The organism is Actinacidiphila sp. bgisy160 (genome assembly GCF_965342435.1).
Lineage (GTDB): Bacteria > Actinomycetota > Actinomycetes > Streptomycetales > Streptomycetaceae > Actinacidiphila.
In genome coordinates, this window is the sequence record NZ_CBDRCM010000027.1 from 1 (window position 1) to 24,682 (window position 24,682).

Below are 24,682 nucleotides of genomic sequence, written 5' to 3' on the forward strand. Positions count from 1 at the left end.
CCCGCCTTCCTCCGGAGAGTGGGGACATCACACCCCTCGGCGCGTAAATTGGGATGCGAAAGGTGCCAATCCGTGTGAACACGGAACGCGCGGAGGTGAGGGGAACCCGCATGGCCTCGGTGACCCGTAAGGCGCGGAGCGTCGAGCACACCGCGGAGAGCCTCCAGGAGGACCTGCTCCGTCTCGAGGCCCAGAGGCAGGCCCTGGAGAGGGAACTCGCGGCGGTCGTGGCGCACCTCGGTTCGGTGCAGCGGGCCCTCGGCGCGCTCCAGGCGGTCATGCGCACCCCCGCGCCCGCCGCCGCTCCCCCGGACGCCGCGGCCCTCTCGCACACCGGCAGGACGTACGGGCGGCTGACCGAGCAGATCATGGACTTCTTCGAGCGGACCGGTGACACCGAGGTGCGTGCCCGAGACGTCGCCGCGGCCCTCGGCCGTGACGGCGACAGCGGCAGCATCAACGCCGTCCGGAGCACACTGGACCGCCTCGTGGGCGCCTCGCGTCTCGACCGCGCGGGCCGTGGCCTGTACCGGGCGCACCGGTCCTGAGGCCGCGTCCCCGGCCGGGGTTCCACATTCTTCGAACATTCGGGTTATCGTGGGCGTATGGCGGACCAGCATTCCCAGGAGGCGGGCGAGATGAGCCTGCCCCGCGTCCTTTCCGCGCTCAGCGATCCGACGCGGATCGGGATCGTGCGGGTGCTGGCCGACGGCAGGGAACGCGGCTGGGGCCAGCTGCGGGCGCCCGTCGCCAAGTCCACGTTGAGCCACCATCTGAAGATCCTGCGCGAGGCCGGCATCACCCGCACCCGCCAGGAGGGGACCCGCTGCTACGTCACGCTGCGTCGAGCCGAGCTGGACGAACGGTTCCCCGACCTGACCCGCGCCCTGCTCGCGGCGGCCGACGCCGAGGACGTCGGCGAGGTCACCGTGGTCGAGCCGTAGTGCGGGGCACTCCGTTGTTGTTCCGCGTAGTCACCGCGTGTGTTCGCCGTACTAATCTGTGTGCGCGGACATTGGTCCCCAGCGGCCGGGAATGAGAGGACACATGGTCTCAGCAGCGCACACGACCGAGGATCTCCAGGTCACGGCCGGAGCTCTGCAGGGAGAACTGCAGCGCCTCGAGCTGCAGAAACAGGCGCTCGAACGGGAGCTGGCGGCGGTGGTCGCCCACCTGGGATCGGTGCGCAGGGCTCTCGGCGCCCTCAGCCACCTGGCGGTCGAGTCTCCCACCGCGCTGGACGCGGGCGGCCAGGCCGAGGGGCGGCAGCCCGCCGTCATGGAGGAGGGTGTGGCCGAGGAGACCGGACACGCGGACGAGGACGGCGCCGATGGCGGCACCGCGGAGCGGGCCGCCGCTTCCGTGGCGGCCGGTTACGGCAGGCTCACCGAGCAGATCCTGGAGTACCTGGCCACCATGGGTGGGTCCGAGGTGCGGGCCCGAGACGTCGCCGCGGCCCTCGGCCGGGACGAGAACGCCGGCAGCATCAACGCGGTGCGCAGCACGCTCGACCGGCTGGTGGGCGCCTCCAGGGTCCAGCGCGCCGGGCGCGGCCTGTACCGGGCCGCCGTCTGACGACTCGGGATCGCGTGACACCGGCGGATCGCTGTCACAATCGGGCCGGCTGACCTGTCGAGAGTGTGCTTGACCGGCGCACCGCGCCGGGTGGGCGGCCGCGGGAGGGGGTTTCCCCTGCCCTCCTCCTGCGGCCGCTCCCGTCTCGACCGGCAGATCCGCCTGGAAGGGCAACCATGCACCCGAACACCGATGGCGTCCCCGACGTGCGGGCGATCGTGACGTCCCTGGCCGCCGAGGCCGCATCCCTGGAGGCGCGCGTCCGCCGGCTGCGCGAGGAGATCACCGAGGTGAACGCCCGGCTGGCGGCCGTGGACGACACCCTTCGCCGGCTGCCCGGCCTCGCTCTCCCGAACGTGATCGACGAATGAAGCACCCTGGCGCCTCGTCCGTAGACTGACACTGTGAAACAACCTGTGAAGAGTGTGAACGCTTCCGTCGTACCCGCCATCCTCCCCCGCCCCGCCGACGGCGCCGGCGGGCCGCTCGCCCCGGGCACGCACACGATCACCGTCGACCACGAGGGCGCCGCCGCGGCACAGCGGTACCACGTCGCGGGCTCCGGCGGCCCGGTGTGCGTGGCCCACTCGGGCGGACCTGGCATCGGCTGGGAGTACCTGCGCATGCCGCTCCTGGAGCGCGTGCTGACGATGGTGTACGTGGAGCCCGTCGGCACCGGCGCGTCCGGACGCCTGCCCGACCCGCGCGACTACACCCTGGCGACGTACACGCACTTCCTGAACGGTGTGATCGAGCACCTCGCGCAGCCCGAGGTGACGCTGCTCGGCCATTCGCACGGCGGCTTCGTCGCCCAGCAGTACGCGCTGGAGCACCCGGGGCGCCTCGACTCGCTGGTCCTGTACGACACTTCCCCGGTGACCGGCGAGGAGTTCTGGGCGTCCGCCGTGGCCAACATGGAGGGGTTCGCCCGCCGGCACGCCGCGGAGCACCCCGAGGTGGCCACCTACGCCGAGAAGCTGACCACGCCGCTCGGCCGGCTCGACGACGACGGCGCGACCGACTGCCTCCGGACGATCATGCCGGCCTACGTCGTCGACTACTGGGGGCGCGAGGATGAGTTCGGGCCCGCGCGCGGGTCGCTGCGCATGTACGCCGAACCCTCGCTCGGAGAGGGCCCCGCCTTCGACGTCCGGGAGCGGCTGTCCACTGTCACGGTGCCCACGCTGGTGCTGGTCGGTGCGGACGACTTCATCTGCGGACCGCGGTGGGCGCGGATGATCCACGAGCGGATCCCCGGTGCGCGGCTCGCCGTCCTCGAGGAGACGGGCCACCTGGCGCACGTCGAGCGCCCCGGGCAATTCACGCAGGTGGTGGCCGACTTCGCGCTGGAGCACGCCGGCCGGTAGCGGCCCGGGGGCGATGACCGCCCGGTACCGCTCTGCAAAGGTCTCTTCGCGGGACCCGCCACCGCCACGCAGTTCGCCGGCCGCCTGGGCCGGGATTCCGCTGGGCGGCCTGCTCGGCGGCGCCGCCGTGGCGGGCGTGGGTCTCGGACCGGTGCTGGTGGCCACGGGTGTCGTGTACTTCCTCACGACCAATCTGGCGGGTCTGCGCCCGGAATGGCGTGAGATGGACCGCCACCGCGGCAAAGGACGCGCCGGACCGGTCCGTCCGGCCGCCCCGTCGGACGCTCCCCGGTCGGCCGCGTAGGAAGCGTTGTTCCGGTCACCTGCCGATGCGCGCGTGACGTGGCCGCCCCCGGCCGGCGATCCGGCCGGGGGCGCGGGAGGGCGTGGCCGCGCCCGGTTCAGCGCCGGGGCAGGTGATACGGCTCGTGCGTCGCCCGCACAGCCGGTACGACCAGGCCGTCCACGTACTGCCGGACCAGGCGCGGGCACTTCTCCTCGGTGGCCCGCCAGGTGGTTCCCGGGAGCGGGCGGCCGAGCTGCGACACGATGGCGAGGACGTCCTCGGCGGTCACATCGTCACGCACCCGCCCCGCCCGCTGGGCGCGGGACAGCAGTCGCCACGTCGCGGCGACCACACGGGCCCGGGGTCCGGCACCCGCCGCCTGCCCGACCGCGGCCCCTTCGGGCAGGCAGTACAGGGCGGCGGGCCGCGCGGACGCCAGGGTCTCCAGGAAACCGCGAAGCGCGACCAGGGAATCGCTCGTGGACAGCCGCGCCTCGGCGGCCGCGGCCACGGCCGCGATCTCCTCGGCGACGTCGGTCAGCAGTTCCTCACGACTGCCGTAGTGGCGGTAGAGCGTCGCGTTGCTGACCCCGGCCTGACGGGCTATGCGGTCCAGCGACACGCCCGCGCCCTGTTCGGCGAGCAGGTCACCGGCGGCCGTGCGGATCCTGCGGCGGTTGCGCGCCGCGTCCGCGCGCAGTCCTCCGAAGCGCGCTCCGCACTCCCGCGGGGCTCCGCCGTCCCGCGCCGGAGCGGTCACCCGCCGGTCCGCGACGGGCGCGGGGCGCGCAGGTGGGCGCGCCGGGCCAGTTCCTCGTCCTCGACCAGGGTGAGCATCGGCTGCCCGGGCGCGCACAGCATGGTCACGACGAACCGGGTCCGCGCGTCCGTCAGGGCGTTGCCGTCCTGGTAGTGGATCACGTCGCCGCCCGGTTCCCAGAAGGTCTCACCGGCCCCCACGATCCGCTCCGGCTCGCCTTCGAGCTCGAACCGGACCGCGCCTTCGAGCACGTACCCGAAGGCCGGTCCCGAGTGGCGGTGGGGCGGGGTCCCCGGGTCGCCGGGTGGCCACTCGACGGCGATCGTCATCCCTGAGGCGCCCTCGGGGATGAAGGGCGGCTTGGCGTCCTGCAGCATCGTCACCGCCGTCTTCCAGACCTCCGACCGCGGCCGCTCGTTGCTGCTGCCCTGTGTCTCCTTGTCCGACACTGCGCTGCACCTCCATGGTTATGCCCGAATTGAGAGGAAATGACGATAGGCCGCCGTCTCGCGCGGCCGATGTAGCGGCATCGAGCGCCGGTGGCCGGCGTCGCCTCTTCCGGGCGGACGTAGCTGCTCCCTCATACGACCGGACAGCACCCGCTTGTGTGACGTCCCCCTCGTTCCCGCCCCACCGCTCGGAAGGGGCGCCCGCCGGTGGTGTCACAACGACGGCACCGGCGCGGTCACAGCAGGTGGAGTGGCCGGCCACGCCGTCACGAGGACACCGCAGGGGTCGCCGGCCCCCGCGGGCGAAAGGTCCACTCGCCCACCGCCGGCCGCCGTCCGCAGGTCCTCCCCCGCGCCGGCCGCCCGGCCTTCCCCCACGCCCCGACAGAAAGGCCGCCATGAGTGATCCGGCGCAGGCCGCGCAGTCCCCCTCGACCAGCCGGCCCGACCGGTTGCCCGACCGTGACGCCGAGGAGACCGCGGAATGGCGGGAGTCGCTCGACGCCGTCATCCGGCACGCCGGGCCCGACCGCGCCGCCTACCTGCTCAACCGCGTCCACGAGTACGCCACGGCGTCCGGGGTGCCGGTCCCGGGGCTGCTGTCCACGGAACCCGTCAACACCGTCCCCGCCGCCGCTCAGCCGGACTTCCCGGGCGACCTCGCCATGGAGTCCCGGATCACCGCGCTCAACCGGTGGAACGCGGCGGCCATGGTCACCCGTGCCTCCCGTCTGGGTCTCGGGGGCCACATAGCGACGTACGCGTCGGCGGCCTGGCTCTACGAGGTCGGCTTCAACCACTTCTTCCTGGGCAAGGAGGGCCCCGGGGGAGGTTCCGGCGACCAGCTGTACGTGCAGGGGCACGCGTCTCCCGGCATCTACGCCCGCGCGTTCCTGGAGGGGCGGCTGGGCGAGGGGCAACTGGACGGCTACCGCCGCGAGGCCGACGGCCACGGTCTGCCGTCCTACCCGCACCCCCGGCGGCTGCCGTGGCTGTGGGAGTTCCCCACGGTCTCCATGGGGCTGGGCCCGCTCGCGGCCGTCCACCAGGCCAGGTTCAACCGCTATCTGCACGCCCGGGGCATCAAGGACACCTCCGGGTCGCGCGTGTGGGCGTTCCTCGGGGACGGCGAGGTGGACGAGCCCGAGTCGCTGGCCGCGCTGGCGCTCGCCGCGCGCGAGGGTCTGGACAACCTGACCTTCGTCGTCAACTGCAACCTGCAGCGCCTGGACGGGCCGGTGCGGTCGAACTCCAGCATCGTGCGGGAACTCGAGGGCCGGTTCCGCGGCGCGGGCTGGCACGTGGTGAAGTCCCTGTGGGGCGCGGCCTGGGACCCGGTGCTGGCGCAGGACGCCGAGGGGGCGCTGGTGCGGCGGCTCGGCGAGGTGCCCGACGCGCAGATGCAGACGTACGCGGCGCGGGACGCGGCGTACGTACGCGAGCACTTCTTCACCGGCGAGGCTCTGTCCCGCATCGCGGCCGGCCTGACCGACAGCCGGATCACCGAGCTGTTCACCGAGTCGCGGGGCGGTCACGAGCCGCTGAAGGTGTACGCGGCCTACCGAGCCGCCGCGGAGCACCGGGGCGCGCCGACCGTCGTCCTCGCCCAGACCGTCAAGGGGCACACCCTGGGCGCGGACTTCGAGTCGCGCAACGCCAACCACCAGATGAAGAAGCTGACGATGGCGCAGTTCCGCCGGATGCGCGACACGCTGGAACTGCCCATCCCGGACAGCGCGCTGAGCGGCGACCTGGTGCCCTACTGGCACCCCGGCGAGGACTCCGAGGAGGTGCGGTACCTGCGGGAGCGGCGGGGCGCCCCGGGCGGTCCGGCGCCGGTGCGGAAGGTGATCGCCAAGCCGCTGAAGCAGCCGCCCGCGGACGCCTTCGAGGCCCTGCGGAAGGGTTTCGGCAAGCAGGAGGTCGCCACCACCATGGCGCTCGTGCGGCTGGTCAAGGACCTGATGCGCGACCCGGACACAGGGCGGCGCTGGGTGCCGATCGTCCCCGACGAGGCGCGGACGTTCGGCATGGAGTCCCTCTTCCCGTCGGCCGGGATCTACTCGCCCGACGGCCAGACCTACGAGCCGGTCGACGCCGGCCAGTTGCTGCACTATCGCGAGGCCGAGAACGGGCAGCTGATCGACGAGGGGATCACCGAGGCCGGGTCGCTGGCGGAGTTCACGGCCGCCGCGACCTCGTACGCCACGCACGGCGAACCCATGATCCCGTTCTACATCTTCTACGCGATGTTCGGTTTCCAGCGGACGGGCGACCAGTTCTGGGCCCTGGCCGACCAGTTGGGGCGCGGCTTCGTCGTCGGCGCGACCGCGGGCCGGACGACGATGACGGGCGAGGGCCTGCAGCACGCCGACGGGCACTCGCACCTGCTGGCGTCCACCAACCCCGCCGCCGTGAGCTACGACCCCGCGTTCGCCTTCGAGATCGCGGTGATCGTCAGGGAGGGGCTGCGGCGGATGTACGGCGACCGGTCCGAGGACATCTTCTACTACCTGACGGTCTACAACGAGTCGAAGCGGCAGCCGGCCATGCCCGAGGGGCCGTCGGTCGAGGAGGGGATCCTGCGGGGCATCTACCGCTTCCGGCAGGCGGCGGATCCCGCTGCCGGGCCGCGGATCCAGCTGCTGGCCTCCGGCACCGCGATCCACTGGGCGCTGGAGGCTCAGGAGCTCCTCGCGTCCGAGTGGGGGGTACGGGCCGACGTCTGGTCGGTGACCTCCTGGACGGAGCTGCGCCGCGACGCGCTCGACGCCGACCGGCAGCGGCTGAGCGGTGAGGAGCGCGTCCCGTACGTGACGTCGGCGCTGTCGGGAGCGCCCGGGCCCGTCCTGGCGGTCAGCGACTGGATGCGGCAGGTGCCCGACCAGATCAGCCAGTGGGTCGAACAGGACTACTCGTCCCTCGGCACGGACGGCTTCGGCCTGTCGGACACCCGGGAGGCGGTGCGCCGCTACTTCCGGGTGGACGCCGGGTCGATCGTGGTGGCCGCCCTGGACCGGTTGGCGCGCACCGGAGCGGTCACCCCGCGGACGGTGGAACAGGCCCGCCGCCGATACGGCTGGCAGGACTGACGCGCCCACCGGGGGCGCGGACGTCTCCGTGCCCCCTCGGGCCCTCGGCGTGAACGTCGCCGAGGGCCCGCCCGGCGCGGGATCACTGCGGCTGTCCCGGCCAGTGCCGCCGCACGGCCCCGCGGGGCCGCGGCTGCCGGGACGACCGAGGCGACGACCGCGAGCACCGCGCATGCGCCCACGGCCGCGCCGACGGCCGTCCACGGCAGTTCGACAGGGCTGCTCACCGACAGCAGGGCCAGCGCGCACCGCATTCCGGCGAGGTTGACCGCGGCGACGGCCAGGCCCAGGAGCGCGCCGACCGCGACCACCGCCAGGGACTCGGCGCCGACCAGTCGCAGCACCTGGCGTTCCGTGGCCCCGGCCAGCCTCAGCACGGCCAGCTCGCGGACCCGGTCGGAGGTGGCCATCACCATGGTGTTGACCAGGGAGATGGCGGTGTAGAGCAGCGCGATGCCGAGGACGAGCAGGAGGCCGAGCCGGGTCGTGCGGTCGCTCTTCGGCCGCGCGGCGGCGAGCCACTCCTCCCTGGTGAGCACCCGGCCGCCGGCGGGCTCCACCGCCTCGCGCAGCGCGACGGCCACCGCGCCCAGGTCGGCGCCGTCCGCCAGGGCGACGTCCACCCGGTCGACGGGGGCGCCCGGGGCGTTGGCGGGGGTGACGTAGACGCCGTTGCCGCCCGTGCCGGTGGCCATCACCGCCGCGATGCGCAGCGTTCTGCTCGCGCCGTTTCCCAGCCATACCCGGACGCTCTGCCCGACGGAGTGCCGTTCCCATTCCTCGTTGACGACGATCGACCCGTCGTCGAGGTCGGTGACCTTGCCCGCGACGAGCGGCAGTGAGGTGGTGGCGGCCAGGGCCCCGGGGTCGGCGGCGTGCGCCTCGGATCTGATCAGTGCCGGACCGTCCTCCAGGGCGTACACCTGGCTCGACGCGCTCGGTGACACCTTTGTCCCGGCGATGCCGCGCAGCCGTTCCAGGGTCCGGGTGCCGAAACCCGTGCCGCCCGGTGCGGTGACCACGTAGGCGGCGGTGGTCCGTTCGCGCGCCTGCCCGGCCTCGGCCGCGTCGAGGGTGGCGCCTGCGCCGAGCAGCGAGCCCGTGAGGGCGACCATCACCAGTACGGGCGAGGCGACCGCGGCGGTACGGCGCACACTCGCCGCGGCGTTCTCACCCACGAGCATGCCGGCCGCGCCGGGCAACCGGCCGAGAGCCCGGGCGAGCATCCGGGTCAGCGGGCGCAGCAGGACGGGTGCGAGCAGCGCGGCAGCGGTGATCAGCAGCATCGGCCTGCTCACGTACGTCTTGCGGTGCAGCAGGTCGCCGGGGTCCCCGGCCAGCGAGAGGCCGAGGGTCACCACCGCGGTCAGCAGCAGCCCGGCGCCGGCCAGCCGACGGCCCCAGGTCATCGCCCCGCTGTCCACGGCGGCTTCGCGCAGCGCCTGCGCGGGGCCGGTGCGGCCGGCCCGCCACGAGGCCGCGGCAGCTCCGCCGAGGGCGACGAGCAGACCCGTCCAGAAGGCCACGTGGTAGGGCCAGGTGTGGTCACCGACGGTGAACCAGCCCGGTGCCAGTCCGCCGTCGACCACCGACGCGGCCAGCCACGGCGCGGCGTACCCGCCGAGCGCGCAGCCCGCCGCCGAGGCGAGGACGCCGACCAGCAGGGCCTCGGCCAGCACCATCCGGCGGAGCTGCCACGGGGTGGCGCCCGCGGTGCGCAGCAGCCCGAACTCGCGGCGGCGCTGGGCGACCGCGAAGGCGAACGTGGACGCCACGACGAACACCGACACGAAGGCGGCGACGCCGCCGGCGGTGCCGAACAGGGCGTTCAGCGCGGTCACCGCCTCGGCGTCCCGGCCCGGGTCGGCGTCGGCGTACCTGCGGTCGTTGCCGGTGAGGACCCGGGCGCCACTGCCGCGGACGGTGTCCCGCACCGCCGAGGCGTCCGCGTCGACCCCCAACTGCGTGCTGACGGGGCACAGCCGGGCGGCGCGCGCGTCGGTGTAGAACACGGCGTGCTCGAACCCGCGGTCCGCCACGGTGCCCACGACGCGGACGGTGCCCCGGTCGGTACGGACGCGCTCGCCCGGCGCGGCCCAGCCGCCGGTCACGACGACCTCGTCGGCGGCACGGGGCCCGCGTCCCGCGGTGAGCCCGTACGAGGCGAGTGCGGCCGTGGACCAGGGGTGCCCGACGAGGCCACCCGGTCCGCCCTCGGCGCGTACGGGGAAGGCACGGTCCTCGACGACCCTGCCGAGCGCCCGCAGCCCGGCCACGGTCGCGGCGGGCACGGCACGCGGCCGGGCGAGCGGCTGCGTCCGCTCGCCCTTGGTCGTGGGCACGCGCAGGGTGTCCTGACCGCGGACCACGACGGGCGCCGCCGCGAAGCGCTCAGGCCCGCGCTCGGGCGCGTCCTGGGTGGAGGCGAGGACCAGGCCCATGACGGCCAGCAGTGCGACCCCCAGCGACAGCGCGACGAAGCTGCCGGCGAGGGCGACCCAGCGGGTGCGCAGGGTGTGCAGGGCGACGGTCAGCACGGCACGCCCTCCAGCCCGGTCATGCGCGCCGCGATGTCGTCGGCGCCCGCCCCGGCCAGTTCGCCGTTGACGCGGCCGTCGACAAGGAACACGACACGGTCGGCGTAGGAGGCGGCCACCGGGTCGTGGGTGACCATCACGACGGTCTGGCCCTCGCGGTCGACCATGCCGCGCAGCAGGGTCAGCACCTCGCGGCTGGTCCGGGAGTCCAGGGCGCCGGTCGGTTCGTCGCCGAACAGCACCTCGGGGCGGGTGATCAGCGCGCGGGCCAGGGCGACGCGCTGCTGCTGTCCACCGGACATCTGCGACGGCCGGTGCCCGGCCCGGTCGCCGAGGCCGACCTGCCGTAGCACCTCGCGGACCCGTGCCCGGGAGGGCCGGCGGCCGGCCAGTCGCAGGGGCAGGGCGGCGTTCTGCTCGGCGGTCAGCGACGGCAGCAGGTTGAACGCCTGGAAGACGAAGCCGATGCGGTCGCGGCGCAGCAGGGTCAGCCGGGTCTCGCCGAGCGTGGTCAGGTCGGTGTCGCCGAGCAGGACCGATCCCGAAGTGGGCCGGTCCAGGCCCGCGGCGCACTGCAGCAGGGTGGACTTGCCCGAGCCGGAGGGCCCCATGACGGCGGTGAAGGAGCCCCTGGGGAAGGCGAGGGAGACCTCGTCCAGGGCTGTCACGGCGTTGTCGCCGCAGCCGTGCCGCCTGGTGACGGAGCACAATCGGATGGCGTCGTCGTTCATCTGTCCCCACTCGTTCGGTGCCGTTTCTCCCCCGCGCCCGGCGGGGCGGAGCGCTCCGGGACGCGGCGCATCCCGGACGACTCCACGAAATCCCGTGAGGCGGCCCCGGCGCAGTGGGGCAGGGGCGAGAGTCGGGGTAGGGCCAGGCATACCCCCGGTCCTCCCCCTGGGCGGATGGTCCGGGCCCGCGCCGGGGTCCTACGGTGATCCGCATGCATCCCAGGAATGTGTGGCAGGCGTTGTCCGGACGCGGCTTCCTGCTGTCCGCGTGGCCGTGGCGCTCGCTGGCGTACCTGCTGACCGGGGTGGTCGCGGGCGCCGTCACCCTCGTGGGGATCGTGACCGCGGCGGCCGCCGGGGCGGCCCTCACCGTCGTCCTGGTGGGCCTGCCGCTGCTCGTCCTCACCGCGCTCGCGGGTCTTCCCGTCGCGCTGCTGGAGCGGGCCCGCCTGCGCCTGGTCGACGGGGATCCCGCGCCGGGGCTTCATGTGCCGCCCGTCAGGGGAGGGCTGTGGGTCTGGCTGACCACCCGGCTGCGGGAGCGGGCGACCTGGCGGGAGCTCGGTCACGCCCTGCTGTTCGCGGGCCTGCTGTGGCCGGTGGACGCCCTGGTCGTCACCGTCGCGCTGGCGGTGCCGCTCTCCCTGGCCGCCACTCCGGTGCTGATGGCCACCGTCGGGAAGGGCCACGAGGCGAAGGTGCTCAAGCAGTGGACGGTCACCACCTGGCCGGCGGCGTGGGGCACGGCCGTCCTGGGGCTGCTGCTGCTCGTGCTCGGCGCCTACGTCCTGGGCGTCGCCGCGGGCGCCCGGGCCGGGCTCACCCGGCTCCTCATCGCTCCTCACCACCGCGACCCGGGCGCCCGCATCCTCGAACTCGCCCGCTCCCGCGTGCGACTGGTGGACGCGTTCGAGGCGGAGCGGCGCAGGATCGAGCGGGACCTGCACGACGGGGCGCAGCAACGCCTGGTCGCGCTGACCGTGGCCCTGGGGCTGGCCCGCCTGGACGCGCCGCCCGGCCCCCTGGCCGACCAGCTCGCCAAGGCCCACGAGGAGGCGGGCAGGGCGCTGGAGGAACTGCGCGAACTCATCCACGGCATCCACCCAAGGGTCCTGGCCGACTACGGCCTGGCGGCGGCCGTCGCCGACGCCGCCGACCGCTCGGCCGTCCCCGTCGACGTGCATCTGGACCTGCCGGGGCGGCTGCCCCGGGCGGTCGAGGCCGCCGCGTACTTCGTGGTCCGTGAGGCTCTCGCCAACGTGGCCCGGCACAGCGCCGCCGACCGTGCGGAGGTGAACGGCGGGCACCGGGACGGGCGGCTCTTCCTGCAGGTGCGCGACGACGGCCGGGGCGGCGCCGAGCCCGGGGCGGGCAGCGGGCTGACCGGGCTCGCCGACCGGGTGTCGGTGCTGGATGGCAGACTCTCCCTGTCCAGCCCCGTGGGCGGACCGACCCTGCTGCGTGTGGAGATTCCTTGCGAGTGGACCGAGCGCTCCGCGTAGTGCTGGCCGAGGACAGCGTGCTGCTGCGGGACGGGCTGACCGGCCTGCTCGAGCGCTGCGGGCACCGGGTCGTGGCCGCCGTGGGCGACGCCGGCGCGCTGGTCGCGGCCGTCGACGAGCACTCCCCCGACGTGGTGGTGACCGATGTCCGCATGCCGCCCGGTTTCCAGGACGAGGGTCTGCGGGCCGCGGTGCGGCTGCGCCGGGAACGGCCCGCCCTGCCCGTCCTCGTCCTCAGCCAGTACGTGCAGCGCGCCTACGCCGCCGACCTGCTGGACTCCGGCGACGGAACGGGCCTCGGCTACCTGCTGAAGGACCGGGTCGGCCAGGTCGAGGAGTTCGTCGAGGCGCTGTGCGAGGTCGCGGCCGGCGGTACGGTCGTCGACCCCGAGGTCGTACGGCAGTTGCTGCGCCACCGCCGCGACCCGCTGGAGCGGCTCACCCCGCGCGAGCGGGAGGTGCTGGCGCTCGTCGCGGAGGGGAGGTCGAACGGCGCGATCGCCCGCCAACTGGTCGTCTCCGAGGCGGCCGTCGGCAAGCACATCGGCAGCATCCTCACCAAGCTCGATCTCCCCCCGGCCGACGAGACCCACCGCCGGGTCCTGGCCGTGCTGGCCTACCTGCGGGCCTGAGCACCGGGACGGGCAGACCCGTCGTCAGGCTCCGGCCGGCTCAGCCGCGGCGCGTGGCGGCGGGCGCCGGGGTGGTGAGGATCAGGGCTGGGGTGAGGGCGGTGGCCGCGACGAACAGGGCTGCGCGGGTTGGCCTCATGGGTGTGTCGCCTCCGGGGTCGAGCTGTCCGTCCCCGGATTCTCACCGCCTCGCGTCACCGCGATCACCTTCAGGCGTCGGCGGACTTCGCCGCCCGGTGGTTGCCGTGACGGCCGGTACCCGCGCGCGCGGAGGCCAGGTCCAGTTCGGCCCAGACGACCTTGCCGTCGGCCGCCGAACGGGACCCCCAGCGGCGGGAGAGCTGGCCGACCAGGAAGAGGCCGCGGCCGTTCTCGTCCATGTTGCGCGCGCCGCGCATGCGCGGTGCGCAGTGTTCGGCGTCGAAGACCTCGCAGGTGAGGACCTGGTGCTGGATCAGGCGCAGGCCGATCGGGCCGGCGCCGTGGCGGACGGCGTTGGTGACCAGTTCGCTGACGATCAGCCGCACGGAGTGCTCGAGCCCGCCCAGGCTCCACGCGTCCAGTTGACCGGCCGCCAGCTGCCGGGCGCGGCGGACGGCGCTCTCGTCGGCGGGCAGCGTCCAGGAGGCGACCTGGGCCGCGTTGAGCGACCGGGTCCGTACCAGGAGCAGAGTGACGTCGTCCGAGGGTGCCTGCGCCGGAAAGCTCGCCGTCGCACGCGTGCAGAGCTCCTCCAGGGACCGCCCCGGTTCGGCGAGGGCGGCGCCCAGGCGGTACATCCCGTCCTCGATGTCGCCGTCGCGGCTCTCGATCAGGCCGTCGGTGTAGAGGGCGACGAGGCTTCCCTCGGGCAGTTCCAGTTCCACCTCCTCGAAGGGATCCCCGAGGCCGATTCCCAGCGGCGCTCCGGTGGGGAGCTCGGGGAAGGTGACCCGGCCCTCGTCGTCGACGATGGCGGGCGGGGGATGCCCGGCCCGGGCCATGGTGCACACGCGGGTGGCCGGGTCGTAGACGGCGTACAGGCAGGTGGCGCCCACGACGGCGGGCGTCTGGTCCGTGGGGTCGGCGTCCTCCTCGACCAGTCGCTGGACGGTGTCGTCGAGGCGGGCCAGCAGTTCGGCGGGAGGCAGTTCCATGTCGGCCAGCGTGCGCACGGCGGCGCGGAGCGTGCCCATGGTCGCGGCGGCGTGCAGACCGTGACCGACCACGTCCCCGACGACGAGGGCGACCCGGGCGCCGGAAAGCGGGATGACGTCGAACCAGTCGCCGCCCACGCCGTGGTCCATGTCTGCGGGCAGGTAGCGCGAGGCGGTCTCGACGGCCGTGCCGCCCTTCAGGCGGCGCGGGAGCAGGTTGCGCTGGAGGGTGAGGGCCGCGGTGTGCTCGCGCGCGTACTGGCGCGCGTTGTCCAGTGCCACCGCGGCGCGCGCGACGAGTTCCTCGGCCAGCAGCAGGTCGACCTCCTGGAACGGCTCCGGGTCCTCGGTGCGGATGAACAGGGCCACGCCCAGCAGGGCACGCCGGGCGCGGATCGGGACGACCATCAGCGAGTGGACGCCGTTCCTGCGGATCCTCGCGGCCAGGGTCGGGTCGTCGTCGATCCAGATCCCCGGAGCGGTGTCCAGGATCGGCTCCAGGTGGGACCTGCCCGTGCTCAGGACGGCGGCGAACGGTGAGCGGGGCGGCACGGGGACCGGCTCGCCGCGCACCCACGCGGATTCCGGGACACCGTGGTGGATCGAGGCCAGACCGGCACGTCGCAGCACGGGAAAGCGCCTACCCGCCGGGTCGACGCGCGCCGCCGGCCCCTCGCTGAAGGGCACCGACTGCTCCAGGTCCACGGCGACGTAGTCGGCGAGCAGAGGCACGGCGAGGTCGGCCAGTTCCTGGCTGGTCTGCATCACGTCCAGGGTGCTGCCGAGCCGCGCACTGGCCTCGCCCACGGCTGCCAGGCGCTCACGCGCCAGCCTGCTCTCGACGACGTCGGCGCTGATGACGCACACACCGAGGGATGTGCCGTCGGCTCCCTGCAGGCAGTGGAACGACGCCGCGAACGGGTGCTTCCGGCCCTTGCTCACCGGCAGCCACGTCCGGTATTCGTGCACCTTGGTGGTGCCGCTCTTCAGCACCTGCCGCATCACCGCTTCGAGCGCGCCGGCCTTGGGCCCGGCCAGCACGTCGACGAACCGCCGTCCCAGTCGCCGGTCGCACGGGACTCCGTCGTGTTCCTCCATCACCTCGTTGACGAAGACGCAGCGCAGCTGCTGGTCACGGATGACGACTCCGATGGGCGCGCGGGCGAGGAGTGGCCCCCATGCCGACCCGCTCATCGCGTCCCCGGGCAGCGCGCCGGTGTCGGTCAGGGTCGCGAGCCAGCGCGTCGCCCCGTCCTGCCCCTGCAGCATCGTGATCCGCAGGCAGACCTCGATCACACGGCCGTCCCGGTGGGACACCGCCGCCGTGCCCGGCCAGCCGTTCCGGGCACGGCACTGTTTGACGAAGGCCGACATCGACGGAGCCTCCCCGAAGGACGGCAGCACAAGTACGGCGGGCAGGCCGACCACGTCCCCGGCGGTGTATCCGACCAGGCTCTCCGCGGCCGGCGTCCAGGCGGCCACGGTCCCCCGCTCGTCGAAGACCGCGAACGCCGAGTCGGATATCCCGGGCGTGTTCACATGCTTACCAAGTGCCACCGCATCTGTGCAGGTCATAGAAGTCCCGTCCTCAGGCAGGCCGGGCGAAATGCCCGATTTGCTTCTTCCGGGGTTCTGACAGGACAACGTCCGGATCTGTGACAGCGCCGCACTCGTCACAGCCCCAGGCGCCGCACGCGGCGCCTGTCATCACACGTCGGCGGGAACCCCCGCGGACGCTATGTCGCCGGTCTGCGCCCAGACGGTCGTCGCGCCGTCCTCGTGCACGGTGCGGATCGGCACTGAGGTGTGCGACAGGATGGCGGAGATCCTCCCGTCACCGGGCAGGACGAGGCCGTAGACCTCCTTCCACCCGGCACTGACGGCCCGGTGCCCCAGGTCGCGCAGAAGGCGGCTGCCGAGCCCGCTGTTCTGCCAGGCGTCCTCCACGAGCAGGGCCGCCTCCGCGTTCCCCCGGTCGGGCATCAGGTGCCCCACGGCCACGATGTCGCCTGCCGGTTTCTGTACGCCCAGGTGCACGGCCCCCGGCTTGGCCAGCAGGGCGCTCAGGTAGGACCGGGGATCGCCCATCGCCCTGTGGTAGCGGTTCCACAGGGTATCGGCCGAACATCTGAGGTGCATGGCCACGGCGCGTTCGAGGTCCTGGGGACCGAGTTCCACGACTCGGGGCCCGTCCCCCCGGGCCGTCACAGCGGGAACCACAGGCCGGCCTCCTCGGCCTCCTCCTTGCCGATGGCGAAGACAGCGATGTCCTTCTTGCGGGCTCCGCCCTGCGGAGGCAACCCCGCCACCAAGGGGTGGTCCCCGTCGCCGACCAGCGGCCTGCCGTGTCCGCCGGAGCCCGAAACGGACTCAAAGTACTCGGCGTTGACCTCCGTGTACCGCGCCCACTCCTGAGGGAGGTCGTCCTCGTGGAAGATCGCCTCGACCGGGCACACCGGCTCGCACGCCCGGCAGTCCACGCATTCGGCGGGGTTGATGTAGAGCGTCCGGCCGCCCTCGTAGATGCAGTCCACCGGGCACTCGGCGACGCAGGCCCGGTCCTTGACGTCGATGCAGGGCTGCGCGATGACGTAGGTCACCTTCTGCTCCTTGGCCGCGGCGGGGACGACGACCGGCGGTCGGCTGCCCCGGGCGTCCTTCGGTCAGCGGTATGACCGGAACTGCCCTGACGTTGTGACAACGACGCCTGCCGGGCGGCCGGGCGACACGACGGCTGTGTCACACAACGGGGTGTCCCGCGGTCAGATGGTTGACTCTCCGTACATGGTTCGCAGCATGCGACATCGAGATGAGGTGCATCGTGTCCCCTGAGAACACGTTCGTGATCGTCGGAGGCGGTCTGGCCGCGGGCAAGGCGGCGGAAGCGCTGCGGGAGAACGGCTACGACGGCCGGCTCGTCCTCATCGGCGACGAACAGGACAGGCCCTACACTCGCCCGCCACTGTCCAAGGGCTATCTGCTCGGCAAGGAGACACGCGACTCGATCTTCGTCCACCCCGACGACTGGTACGACAAACACGAGGTCGACCTGCGGCTGGGCACGACGGTGACCGGGCTCGACGCGGGGGCCAAGGAGGTGGAGCTCGACGGCGGGCGCCGCATGCCGTACACGAAGCTGCTCCTGGCCACCGGCTCCACCCCGCGCCGCCTGCCCGTCCCCGGGGCGGACCTGGACAACGTGCTCTATCTGCGCCGCGTGGGCGACAGCGAGCGGCTCAAGGCCGCGTTCACCGCGGGCGCCCGGATCGTCGTCATCGGCGGCGGGTGGATCGGCCTGGAGACCGCCGCGGCCGCCAGGCAGGCCGGGGCGGAGGTGACGGTTCTGGAGGCCGAGGAACTGCCGCTGCTCAGGGTCCTCGGGCGCGAGGCCGCCCAGGTGTTCGCGACCCTGCACACCGACCACGGCGTGGTCCTGCGGCACGGCGTGCAGGTGGAGCGCATCACCGGCGGCGACGGCCGCGCCGACGGCGTGCGGCTCGCCGACGGAACCCACCTCCCCGCGGACGCCGTGGTCGTGGGCGTCGGCATCACCCCGAACGTACAGCTCGCCGAGGGCGCCGGCCTGGAGGTGCGGAACGGCATCGTCACCGACGCGCACCTGCGAACCTCCGCGCCGGACGTCTTCGCCGCGGGTGATGTCGCCAACGCCTACCACCCGTTCCTCGACCGTCACATCCGCGTCGAGCACTGGGCCAACGCGCTGAACCAGCCGGCCACGGCAGCGCAGGGCATGCTCGGCAAGGACGCCGTCTACGACCGGCTGCCGTACTTCTACACCGACCAGTACGACCTCGGCATGGAGTACACCGGATACGTGGAGCCCGGGGGCTACGACCGCGTCGTCTTCCGCGGGGACAAGGCGGCTCGGGAGTTCGTCGCCTTCTGGATGTCGGGCAACCGCATCCTGGCCGGCATGAACGTCAACGTGTGGGACGTCATCGAGCCGGTCCGCGACCTGATCACCTCGCGCGCCGCGATCGACGACGCGCGCCTCGCGGACCCGGACGTGCCACTGGACCGCGTCACCGCCTGACGGCCCGGCCGCACGCGCGTGGGACGAGCGTGGGACGACCGGACGACCCGGTCGTCCGACGGTCTTCTCCGTTCCCTGTCTGCCCCTTCCGCCCCGTCACGCGGTCACCGGAAGGAGGGCGGACGGTGTGTCACAGATGGCTTGATCGCGCGGTCGTACTGAATGACAACCAAGGCGATCGGAGCGGACCGTGGCCCTCACTGAACAACACATTTCCACCATGGTGCTGGTGATCGGCACCGGAGGCGCAGGACTGCGAGCGGCGATCGAACTGGCGGAGGCCGGTGTCGACGTCCTCGCGGTCGGTAAGCGGCCCAAGGACGACGCCCACACCGCGCTGGCCGCCGGGGGCATCAACGCCGCGCTCGCCACCATGGACCCCGAGGACAGCTGGCAGCAGCACGCCGCGGACACGCTCAAGGAGAGCTACCTGCTGGCCGACCCCCGCACCGTGGAGATCGTCACCCAGGGCGCGGCCCTGGGCATCGACGACCTGGAGCGGTACGGCATGGCCTTCGCCAGGGAGGAGGACGGCCGGATCTCGCAGCGCTTCTTCGGCGCGCACAAGTACCGCCGCACCGCCTTCGCCGGCGACTACACCGGTCTGGAGATCCAGCGCACCCTCGTCCGGCGGGCCGAGCAGCTCGGCATCCCGGTGCTCGACGGGGTCTACATCACCCGCATCCTGGAACACGACGGCGCCGTGTTCGGCGCGTACGGCTTCGACCTCACGGACGGCAGGCGCTACCTCATCCACGCCGACGCCGTCATCCTCGCGGCCGGCGGCCACACCCGGATCTGGCGGCGCACCTCCTCCCGGCGCGACGAGAACACCGGTGACTCGTTCCGCCTGGCCGTGGAGGCGGGCGCGCGGCTGCGCGACGCCGAGCTCGTCCAGTTCCACCCCTCCGGCATCATCGAGCCGGAGAACGCGGCCGGCACCCTCGTCAGCGAGGCGGCCCGCGGTGAGGGCGGCATCCTGCGCAACGCGCTCGGCGAGCGGTTCATGAGCCGCTACGACCCCGAGCGGATGGAGCTGTCCACCCGTGACCGCGTGGCCCTCGCCTCGTACACGGAGATCAAGGAGGGCCGCGGCACCCCCAAGGGCGCCGTGTGGCTGGACGTCTCCCACCTGCCGCGGCAGACCATCATGAAGCGGCTGCCCCGGGTCTACCAGACGCTGCTGGACCTGCAGATGCTGGACATCACCCGCGACCCGATCGAGATCGCGCCGACGGCGCACTACTCGATGGGCGGCGTCTGGGTGCGGCCCGAGGACCACAGCACCGACGTCGGCGGCCTGTACGCGATCGGCGAGGCCTCCAGCGGTCTGCACGGCGCGAACCGCCTCGGTGGCAACAGCCTCATCGAGCTCCTGGTCTTCGGCCGCATCACCGGTCAGGCGGCCGCCGCCTACTCGCTGGGACTGACCTCGCAGCCGCGCTCGGCGGCCGCGGTGGCACAGGCCCGCGCCGAGGTCGACGACCTCCTGGCGGCGGACGGGCCGGAGAACGTCCGCGCCCTGCAGCGCGCCATCCGCAACACCATGACCGAGCACGCGGGCGTCGTCCGCGACGAGCAGGGCCTGCGCGCGGGCCTGGCGGAACTCGACGTCATCGAGAAGCGGATGGAGTCCGTCGGTGTCCACCCCGACATCGCCGGCTTCCAGGACCTCGCGCACGCGTTCGACCTGAAGTCCGCGGCCCTGGCGGCGCGCGCCACGCTGGAATCGGCGCTGGAGCGGCGGGAGACCCGCGGCTGCCACAACCGCAGCGACTATCCCGAATCGGACCCCGCGCTGCAGGTCAACCTCGTCTGGTCGCCGAAGACCGGCGTCACCCGCGAGAGCATCCCGGCCATCCCCGAGGAGATCGCCGCCCTGATGCAGGATGTCTCCACCGAGGGCAAGCTCGTCGAGTAGCGCCCCTCCGCACCTTGCGAGAAAACGGGGCCCGCCACGCGGGGTCCCCGTCACGCAGGGCCCCTGTCACAAACCGCTCCGCCGCCCGGTCTTCCCTGCGAACACACACGGGCCGGTGCCGGTGGGCGGCTGACCGCACCGTGCGCCCCGCGCACGAGAACACCCGAGAGGACTCCATCATGAAGGTCGTAGTCATCGGCGGAACCGGGCTGATCGGCTCGAAGGTCGTCAGCAAGCTCAACGCGGACGGGCACGAGGCCGTCGCGGCCTCCCCCAACACGGGCGTCAACGCCCTCACGGGCGAGGGCCTCGCCGAGGTCCTCCAAGGCGCCCAGGTCGTGGTCGACGTCTCGAACTCGCCCGCGTGGGAGGACGAGGCCGTGATGAACTTCTTCCGCACCTGCACCAGCAACCTCGTGAAGGCGAACGCCGAAGCCGGCGTCACCCACTACGTCGCGCTCTCCATCGTCGGCACCGACCGGCTCCCGGACAACGGCTACTTCCGCGCCAAGCTGGCCCAGGAGGAGCTGATCAAGGCATCGGGCCTGCCCTACTCCATCGTCCACGCCACGCAGTTCTTCGAGTTCGCGAACGGCATCGCGGACGCGGCGACCGAGGGCGACACGGTGCGCATCCCGCCCGTCAAGTTCCAGCCCATCTACTCCGACGACGTGGCCACGGCCGTCGCCCGCACCGCGGTCGGCACGCCTCTGAACGGCGTGCTGGAGATCGCCGGCCCTGACGTGTTCCGGTTCGACGAGCTGATCCGTGACGTGCTGACCGCGCAGAACGACCCCCGCAAGGTCGTCACGGACCCGCACGGCCGGTACTACGGGTCCGAGCTGCAGGAGGACTCCCTCGTCCCCGGCCCCGGGGCGCAGCTCGCCGCGACCCGCTTCGCCGACTGGTTCGCCCAGCAGCGGTAACCCCCGCGGGTGGCCCCTGCCCCCCACCAGGGGCCACCGCAGCCTCCCGCGACCCACCCGCACGAACAGGTCTCCCCACCATGCCCAGTAATCGCGCGGTAAGCACCGTCCCCGGAGCCCGTCCGCGGGAAGAACCGACCGGCGCGTACGTCATCGACCCGGTCCACAGCGCGGTCGGCTTCTCCGTCCGCCACGGGATGGTCAGCAACGTGCGGGGCCGATTCACGGCGTTCGAGGGGTTCCTCCGGCTCGACGCGCTCCGGCCGGCCCGTTCCGAGGCCCACGTGAGCGTGCAGACCGGCAGCCTGGTCACGGGCGTCCGGGCGCGCGACTACCACCTCACCGGCCCCGACTTCCTGGACTCGGCGTCGTTCCCCCTCATGGTCTTCCGCTCCACCGCGGTCGTCCCCCTGGGAGAGGACCGCTTCCGCATGACGGGAAACCTCCGGCTCAAGGACGTCGAACTGCCCCTGCACCTCGACCTCGAACACGGCGGCACCACCCGCGACGCCGACGGGCGGCGGCGGATCGGCTTCGAGGGCTCGGCCACCCTCCGGCGTTCCGACTGGGGCCTCGACTGGAACGTCCTCCTGCGGAGCGGGGGCGTACTGCTCGGCGACAAGGTGCGGCTCGGACTCAGCGTCTCCGCGCTGCGACTCGGACCGGAGGCCCCGTGATGACCCGACCGACCGGCCACCGACGCGACGTCTCGGCCACCGCCCTGACCCTCACCGCCCAGGCCGTCGCCCTGGAACTGCGCGTCATCGAACTGCGCCGCGAACTCGCGGACGTCGCCGACCGCATGACCGCCGTCGCCGAGGCCCTCCACGACCTCCTCCCGCAGCAGGACGCGCGCGAGCAACCCTGAGGACCGAGGGGCCGCCCGTCACGGTCGGAGGCGGTTCTGCCGGGGGCCGAAGCAGACCGGCCCCATCGAGTCCGCGAGCGCCGCGGCATGGGCGGACGCCTCCTCCTCCAGGACGGTGATCGGGCCGCCCGGCACCACAGGCCAACTCCCGCTTCGATCCAGCAGCCTTCGCGGCCCCCCGCAGAACCGCTCCCGGCGCCAGACCGGTGCCCAGGCCGATCAGAGTGCCGGACACTCTACTGGGGGCCACGGGGGCCGCGGCGTGGTCGCCCCGGCCGTCGTGCTGTCGTGCCGTCGGGCGGAGCCGCGCGTCAGGCGCCCACGTAGGAGGCCAGGTGCTGTCCGGTGAGGGTGGTGCGGTCGGCGACGAGGTCCGCCGGGGTGCCCTCGAAGACGATCCGGCCGCCGTCGTGGCCGGCGCCGGGGCCGAGGTCGATGATCCAGTCGGCGTGCGCCATGACCGCCTGGTGGTGCTCGACGACGATGACGGACTTGCCGGAGTCGACGAGGCGGTCCAGGAGCCCGAGCAGTTGCTCGACGTCGGCGAGGTGGAGGCCGGCGGTCGGCTCGTCGAGGACGTAGACGCCGCCCTTGTCGGCCATGTGCGTGGCCAGCTTCAGCCGCTGCCGCTCGCCGCCGGAGAGCGTGGTGAGGGGCTGGCCGAGGCTGAGGTAGCCGAGTCCGACGTCGGCGAGCCGGCCCAGGATGCGGTGCGCGGCGGGGGTGTGCGCATCGCCGGCGCCGAAGAACTCCTCCGCTTCGGTGACCGACATCGCGAGCACCTCGCTGATGTCGCGCCCGCCGAGGTGGTACTCCAGCACGGACGCCTGGAACCGCTTGCCCTCGCACTCCTCGCAGGTGCTGGCGACGCCGGCCATCATCGCCAGGTCCGTGTAGACCACGCCGGCGCCGTTGCAAGTGGCGCAGGCGCCCTCGGAGTTCGCGCTGAACAGGGCGGGCTTCACGTCGTTGGCCTTGGCGAACGCCTTGCGGATCGGGTCGAGCAGTCCGGTGTACGTCGCCGGGTTGCTGCGGCGCGAGCCGCGGATGGGGCTCTGATCCACGGACACGACGCCGGCACCCGCGGGAACGGATCCGTGCACGAGGGAGCTCTTGCCGGAGCCCGCGACGCCGGTGATGACGGTGAGCACCCCGAGCGGGATGTCGACGTCGACGTCACGCAGGTTGTGCGCCGTGGCGCCGCGGACCTCCAGGTGGCCGGTGGGCTTGCGCACCGTCTCCTTCAGGCAGGCGCGGTCGTCGAAGTGGCGGCCGGTGATGGTGCCGCTGGAGCGCAGCCCTTGGATGTCACCCTCGAAGCAGACGGTGCCGCCAGCCGTGCCGGCGCCGGGGCCGAGGTCGACGACGTGGTCGGCGATGGCGATCGTCTCCGGCTTGTGCTCCACGACGAGCACGGTGTTGCCCTTGTCGCGCAGGCGCAGCAGCAGGCCGTTCATCCGCTGGATGTCGTGCGGGTGCAGTCCGGTGGTGGGCTCGTCGAAGACGTACGTGGTGTCGGTGAGCGAGGACCCGAGGTGGCGGATCATCTTGACGCGCTGCGCCTCGCCGCCCGAGAGCGTGCCCGCGGGCCGCTCCAGCGAGAGGTAGCCGAGGCCGATCTCCACGAACGACTCGAGGGTGTGCTGCAACTTGGTGAGCAGTGGGGCGACCGAGGGCTCGTCCAGGCCGCGCACCCACTCGACCAGGTCGCTGATCTGCATCGCGCAGGCGTCGGCGATGCTGGTCCCGGCGATCCTCGACTCCCGGGCGCCCTCGCTGAGCCGCGTTCCGTCGCACTCGGGGCAGGTGGTGAAGGCGACCGCGCGGTCCACGAACTCGCGGATATGCGGCTGCATCGCCTCCTTGTCCTTGGAGAGCATCGACTTCTGGACCCGCGGGATCAGCCCTTCGTAGGTCATGTTGATGCCGGCGATCTTCATCCGGGTCGGCTCGCGGTGCAGGAAGTCGTGCAGCTCCTGCTTGGTGAACCCGCTGATCGGCTTGTCCGGGTCGAAGAACCCGGACTCGGCGTAGAGCCGGGAGTTCCAGCCGCCGCCCTTGTAGCCGGGGACGGTGATCGCGCCCTCGTTGAGCGACTTGGTCTCGTCGTAGAGCCGGCCCAGGTCGATGTCGGAGACCGTGCCGCGGCCCTCGCAGCGCGGGCACATGCCGCCGGTGCGGGTGAAGGTGACCTTCTCGGCCTTGCTCGCGCCGCGCTCGACGGTGATCGCACCGCTGGCCCGGACGGAAGGGACGTTGAAGGCGTACGCGCTGGGCGGGCCGATGTGCGGGGTGCCGAGCCGGCTGAAGAGGATGCGCAGCATGGCGTTGGCGTCGGTGACGGTGCCGACGGTGGAGCGGGGGTCGGCCCCCAGCCGCTGCTGGTCGACGGTGATCGCGGTCGTAAGGCCGTCGAGGACGTCGACCTCGGGCCGGGCCAGGGTCGGCATGAAGCCCTGCACGAAGGCGCTGTAGGTCTCGTTGATCAGCCGCTGCGACTCCGCGGCGATCGTGTTGAAGACCAGGGAGCTCTTTCCCGAGCCGGAGACGCCGGTGAACACCGTAAGGCGGCGCTTCGGGATCTCGATGCTGACGTCCTTGAGGTTGTTCTCGCGCGCCCCGTGCACGCGGATCAGATCGTGACTGTCGGCAACGTGCGGCGCAAGCGACTGCGCGTCCGCCTTCTTGGCCATGCTTATCGTCTCTCCATCCGTCTGGTGCGTGCCGGACCGCCCCCGCGGTCCCCGGCGGCGTCGCCTGAGTGGACCCGACCGGCTTCGGGCAAGTATGTCCTGTGCCCCCTCGGCGACGCGGTCACGGCCACGGTAGCCGTCCGCCGGACCGCC

Annotated in this window: 19 protein-coding genes and 3 pseudogenes; 14 read left to right on the plus strand and 8 right to left on the minus strand. The window is 72.9% G+C overall.

The window, feature by feature from the left end; genetic code table 11:
- Nucleotides 1–110: 110 nt before the first annotated feature.
- The 6 genes and pseudogenes from ACRWNP_RS21255 to ACRWNP_RS21280 form a co-directional block, all read left to right on the plus strand.
- Nucleotides 111–548, plus strand: coding sequence for a hypothetical protein (locus ACRWNP_RS21255; RefSeq protein ID WP_431963829.1), 438 nt, complete (start codon nucleotides 111–113; stop codon nucleotides 546–548).
- 57 nt (nucleotides 549–605) lie between these two features.
- Entirely contained in the window at nucleotides 606–944 is a 339-nt protein-coding gene (locus ACRWNP_RS21260; protein ID WP_431963666.1) for an ArsR/SmtB family transcription factor, read from the plus strand.
- Nucleotides 945–1,047: 103 nt separating this feature from the next.
- Nucleotides 1,048–1,575 carry a hypothetical protein gene (locus ACRWNP_RS21265; protein WP_431963668.1) on the plus strand — a complete coding sequence of 176 codons (528 nt, stop codon included), beginning with the start codon at nucleotides 1,048–1,050 and terminating at the stop codon, nucleotides 1,573–1,575.
- 176 nt (nucleotides 1,576–1,751) lie between these two features.
- Nucleotides 1,752–1,946 carry a hypothetical protein gene (locus ACRWNP_RS21270; protein WP_431963670.1) on the plus strand — a complete coding sequence of 65 codons (195 nt, stop codon included), beginning with the start codon at nucleotides 1,752–1,754 and terminating at the stop codon, nucleotides 1,944–1,946.
- A gap of 33 nt (nucleotides 1,947–1,979) precedes the next feature.
- Nucleotides 1,980–2,942 (plus strand): alpha/beta fold hydrolase, encoded by a 963-nt coding sequence (locus ACRWNP_RS21275; RefSeq protein ID WP_431963672.1) that lies wholly within the window; start codon nucleotides 1,980–1,982, stop codon nucleotides 2,940–2,942.
- Nucleotides 2,943–3,024: 82 nt separating this feature from the next.
- A pseudogene (locus tag ACRWNP_RS21280) lies at nucleotides 3,025–3,246 on the plus strand (MFS transporter); the annotation flags it as partial.
- 97 nt (nucleotides 3,247–3,343) lie between these two features.
- On the opposite strand, the gene ACRWNP_RS21285 reads toward ACRWNP_RS21280, so the two are convergent.
- Both ACRWNP_RS21285 and ACRWNP_RS21290 read right to left on the minus strand, forming a co-directional pair.
- Nucleotides 3,344–3,988: a TetR/AcrR family transcriptional regulator gene (locus ACRWNP_RS21285; RefSeq protein ID WP_431963674.1), complete on the minus strand. Its 645-nt coding sequence runs from the start codon at nucleotides 3,986–3,988 to the stop codon at nucleotides 3,344–3,346.
- The gene (locus tag ACRWNP_RS21290) at nucleotides 3,985–4,365 is read right to left on the minus strand and encodes a cupin domain-containing protein (RefSeq protein ID WP_431963830.1); all 381 of its coding nucleotides are present in this window, start codon (nucleotides 4,363–4,365) and stop codon (nucleotides 3,985–3,987) included. The genes ACRWNP_RS21285 and ACRWNP_RS21290 overlap by 4 nt, the downstream gene beginning before the upstream one ends.
- 470 nt (nucleotides 4,366–4,835) lie before the next feature.
- On the opposite strand from ACRWNP_RS21290, the gene aceE reads away from it, so the two are divergent.
- A complete protein-coding gene (aceE, locus tag ACRWNP_RS21295; RefSeq protein WP_431963676.1) occupies nucleotides 4,836–7,529 on the plus strand; it encodes a pyruvate dehydrogenase (acetyl-transferring), homodimeric type in 2,694 nt (897 codons plus the stop codon).
- A gap of 95 nt (nucleotides 7,530–7,624) precedes the next feature.
- On the opposite strand, the pseudogene ACRWNP_RS21300 reads toward aceE, so the two are convergent.
- A pseudogene (locus tag ACRWNP_RS21300) lies at nucleotides 7,625–10,066 on the minus strand (ABC transporter permease); the annotation flags it as partial.
- Complete coding sequence (locus ACRWNP_RS21305; protein ID WP_431963678.1) at nucleotides 10,060–10,797, minus strand: ABC transporter ATP-binding protein; 738 nt, start codon at nucleotides 10,795–10,797, stop codon at nucleotides 10,060–10,062. The pseudogene ACRWNP_RS21300 and the gene ACRWNP_RS21305, both read right to left, overlap by 7 nt.
- A 212-nt stretch (nucleotides 10,798–11,009) precedes the next feature.
- Between ACRWNP_RS21305 and ACRWNP_RS21310 the strand changes: the two genes are divergently transcribed.
- Together ACRWNP_RS21310 and ACRWNP_RS21315 are read left to right on the plus strand one after the other, a co-directional pair.
- Nucleotides 11,010–12,299 carry a sensor histidine kinase gene (locus tag ACRWNP_RS21310; RefSeq protein ID WP_431963680.1) on the plus strand — a complete coding sequence of 430 codons (1,290 nt, stop codon included), beginning with the start codon at nucleotides 11,010–11,012 and terminating at the stop codon, nucleotides 12,297–12,299.
- Nucleotides 12,299–12,931 carry a response regulator gene (locus ACRWNP_RS21315; RefSeq protein WP_431963832.1) on the plus strand — a complete coding sequence of 211 codons (633 nt, stop codon included), beginning with the start codon at nucleotides 12,299–12,301 and terminating at the stop codon, nucleotides 12,929–12,931. The genes ACRWNP_RS21310 and ACRWNP_RS21315 overlap by 1 nt, the downstream gene beginning before the upstream one ends.
- 209 nt (nucleotides 12,932–13,140) lie before the next feature.
- On the opposite strand, the gene ACRWNP_RS21320 is transcribed toward ACRWNP_RS21315, so the two are convergent.
- The 3 genes and pseudogenes from ACRWNP_RS21320 to fdxA all read right to left on the minus strand — a co-directional run.
- On the minus strand, nucleotides 13,141–15,642 hold the full coding sequence (locus ACRWNP_RS21320; RefSeq protein ID WP_431963682.1) for a SpoIIE family protein phosphatase: 2,502 nt from the start codon (nucleotides 15,640–15,642) through the stop codon (nucleotides 13,141–13,143).
- 132 nt (nucleotides 15,643–15,774) lie between these two features.
- Complete coding sequence (locus tag ACRWNP_RS21325; RefSeq protein WP_431963684.1) at nucleotides 15,775–16,155, minus strand: N-acetyltransferase family protein; 381 nt, start codon at nucleotides 16,153–16,155, stop codon at nucleotides 15,775–15,777.
- A 200-nt stretch (nucleotides 16,156–16,355) separates the two neighbouring features.
- A pseudogene (gene fdxA / locus ACRWNP_RS21330) lies at nucleotides 16,356–16,667 on the minus strand (ferredoxin); the annotation flags it as partial.
- A 221-nt stretch (nucleotides 16,668–16,888) separates the two neighbouring features.
- Between fdxA and ACRWNP_RS21335 the strand changes: the two are divergent.
- The 5 genes from ACRWNP_RS21335 to ACRWNP_RS21355 all read left to right on the plus strand — a co-directional run bounded on the left by ACRWNP_RS21335 (nucleotide 16,889) and on the right by ACRWNP_RS21355 (nucleotide 21,836).
- Nucleotides 16,889–18,121, plus strand: a complete 1,233-nt coding sequence (locus tag ACRWNP_RS21335) for an NAD(P)/FAD-dependent oxidoreductase (protein WP_431963686.1) — start codon at nucleotides 16,889–16,891, stop codon at nucleotides 18,119–18,121.
- 220 nt (nucleotides 18,122–18,341) lie between these two features.
- The gene (locus ACRWNP_RS21340) at nucleotides 18,342–20,042 is read left to right on the plus strand and encodes an L-aspartate oxidase (protein ID WP_431963688.1); all 1,701 of its coding nucleotides are present in this window, start codon (nucleotides 18,342–18,344) and stop codon (nucleotides 20,040–20,042) included.
- 179 nt (nucleotides 20,043–20,221) lie between these two features.
- The gene (locus tag ACRWNP_RS21345; RefSeq protein ID WP_431963690.1) at nucleotides 20,222–20,968 is read left to right on the plus strand and encodes an SDR family oxidoreductase; all 747 of its coding nucleotides are present in this window, start codon (nucleotides 20,222–20,224) and stop codon (nucleotides 20,966–20,968) included.
- 80 nt (nucleotides 20,969–21,048) lie between these two features.
- Complete coding sequence (locus ACRWNP_RS21350; protein ID WP_431963692.1) at nucleotides 21,049–21,645, plus strand: YceI family protein; 597 nt, start codon at nucleotides 21,049–21,051, stop codon at nucleotides 21,643–21,645.
- Nucleotides 21,645–21,836, plus strand: coding sequence for a hypothetical protein (locus ACRWNP_RS21355; RefSeq protein WP_431963694.1), 192 nt, complete (start codon nucleotides 21,645–21,647; stop codon nucleotides 21,834–21,836). Before ACRWNP_RS21350 ends, ACRWNP_RS21355 begins: the two co-directional genes overlap by 1 nt.
- Nucleotides 21,837–22,147: 311 nt before the next feature.
- On the opposite strand, the gene ACRWNP_RS21360 is transcribed toward ACRWNP_RS21355, so the two are convergent.
- On the minus strand, nucleotides 22,148–24,529 hold the full coding sequence (locus tag ACRWNP_RS21360; protein WP_431963696.1) for an ATP-binding cassette domain-containing protein: 2,382 nt from the start codon (nucleotides 24,527–24,529) through the stop codon (nucleotides 22,148–22,150).
- Nucleotides 24,530–24,682: the final 153 nt, after the last annotated feature.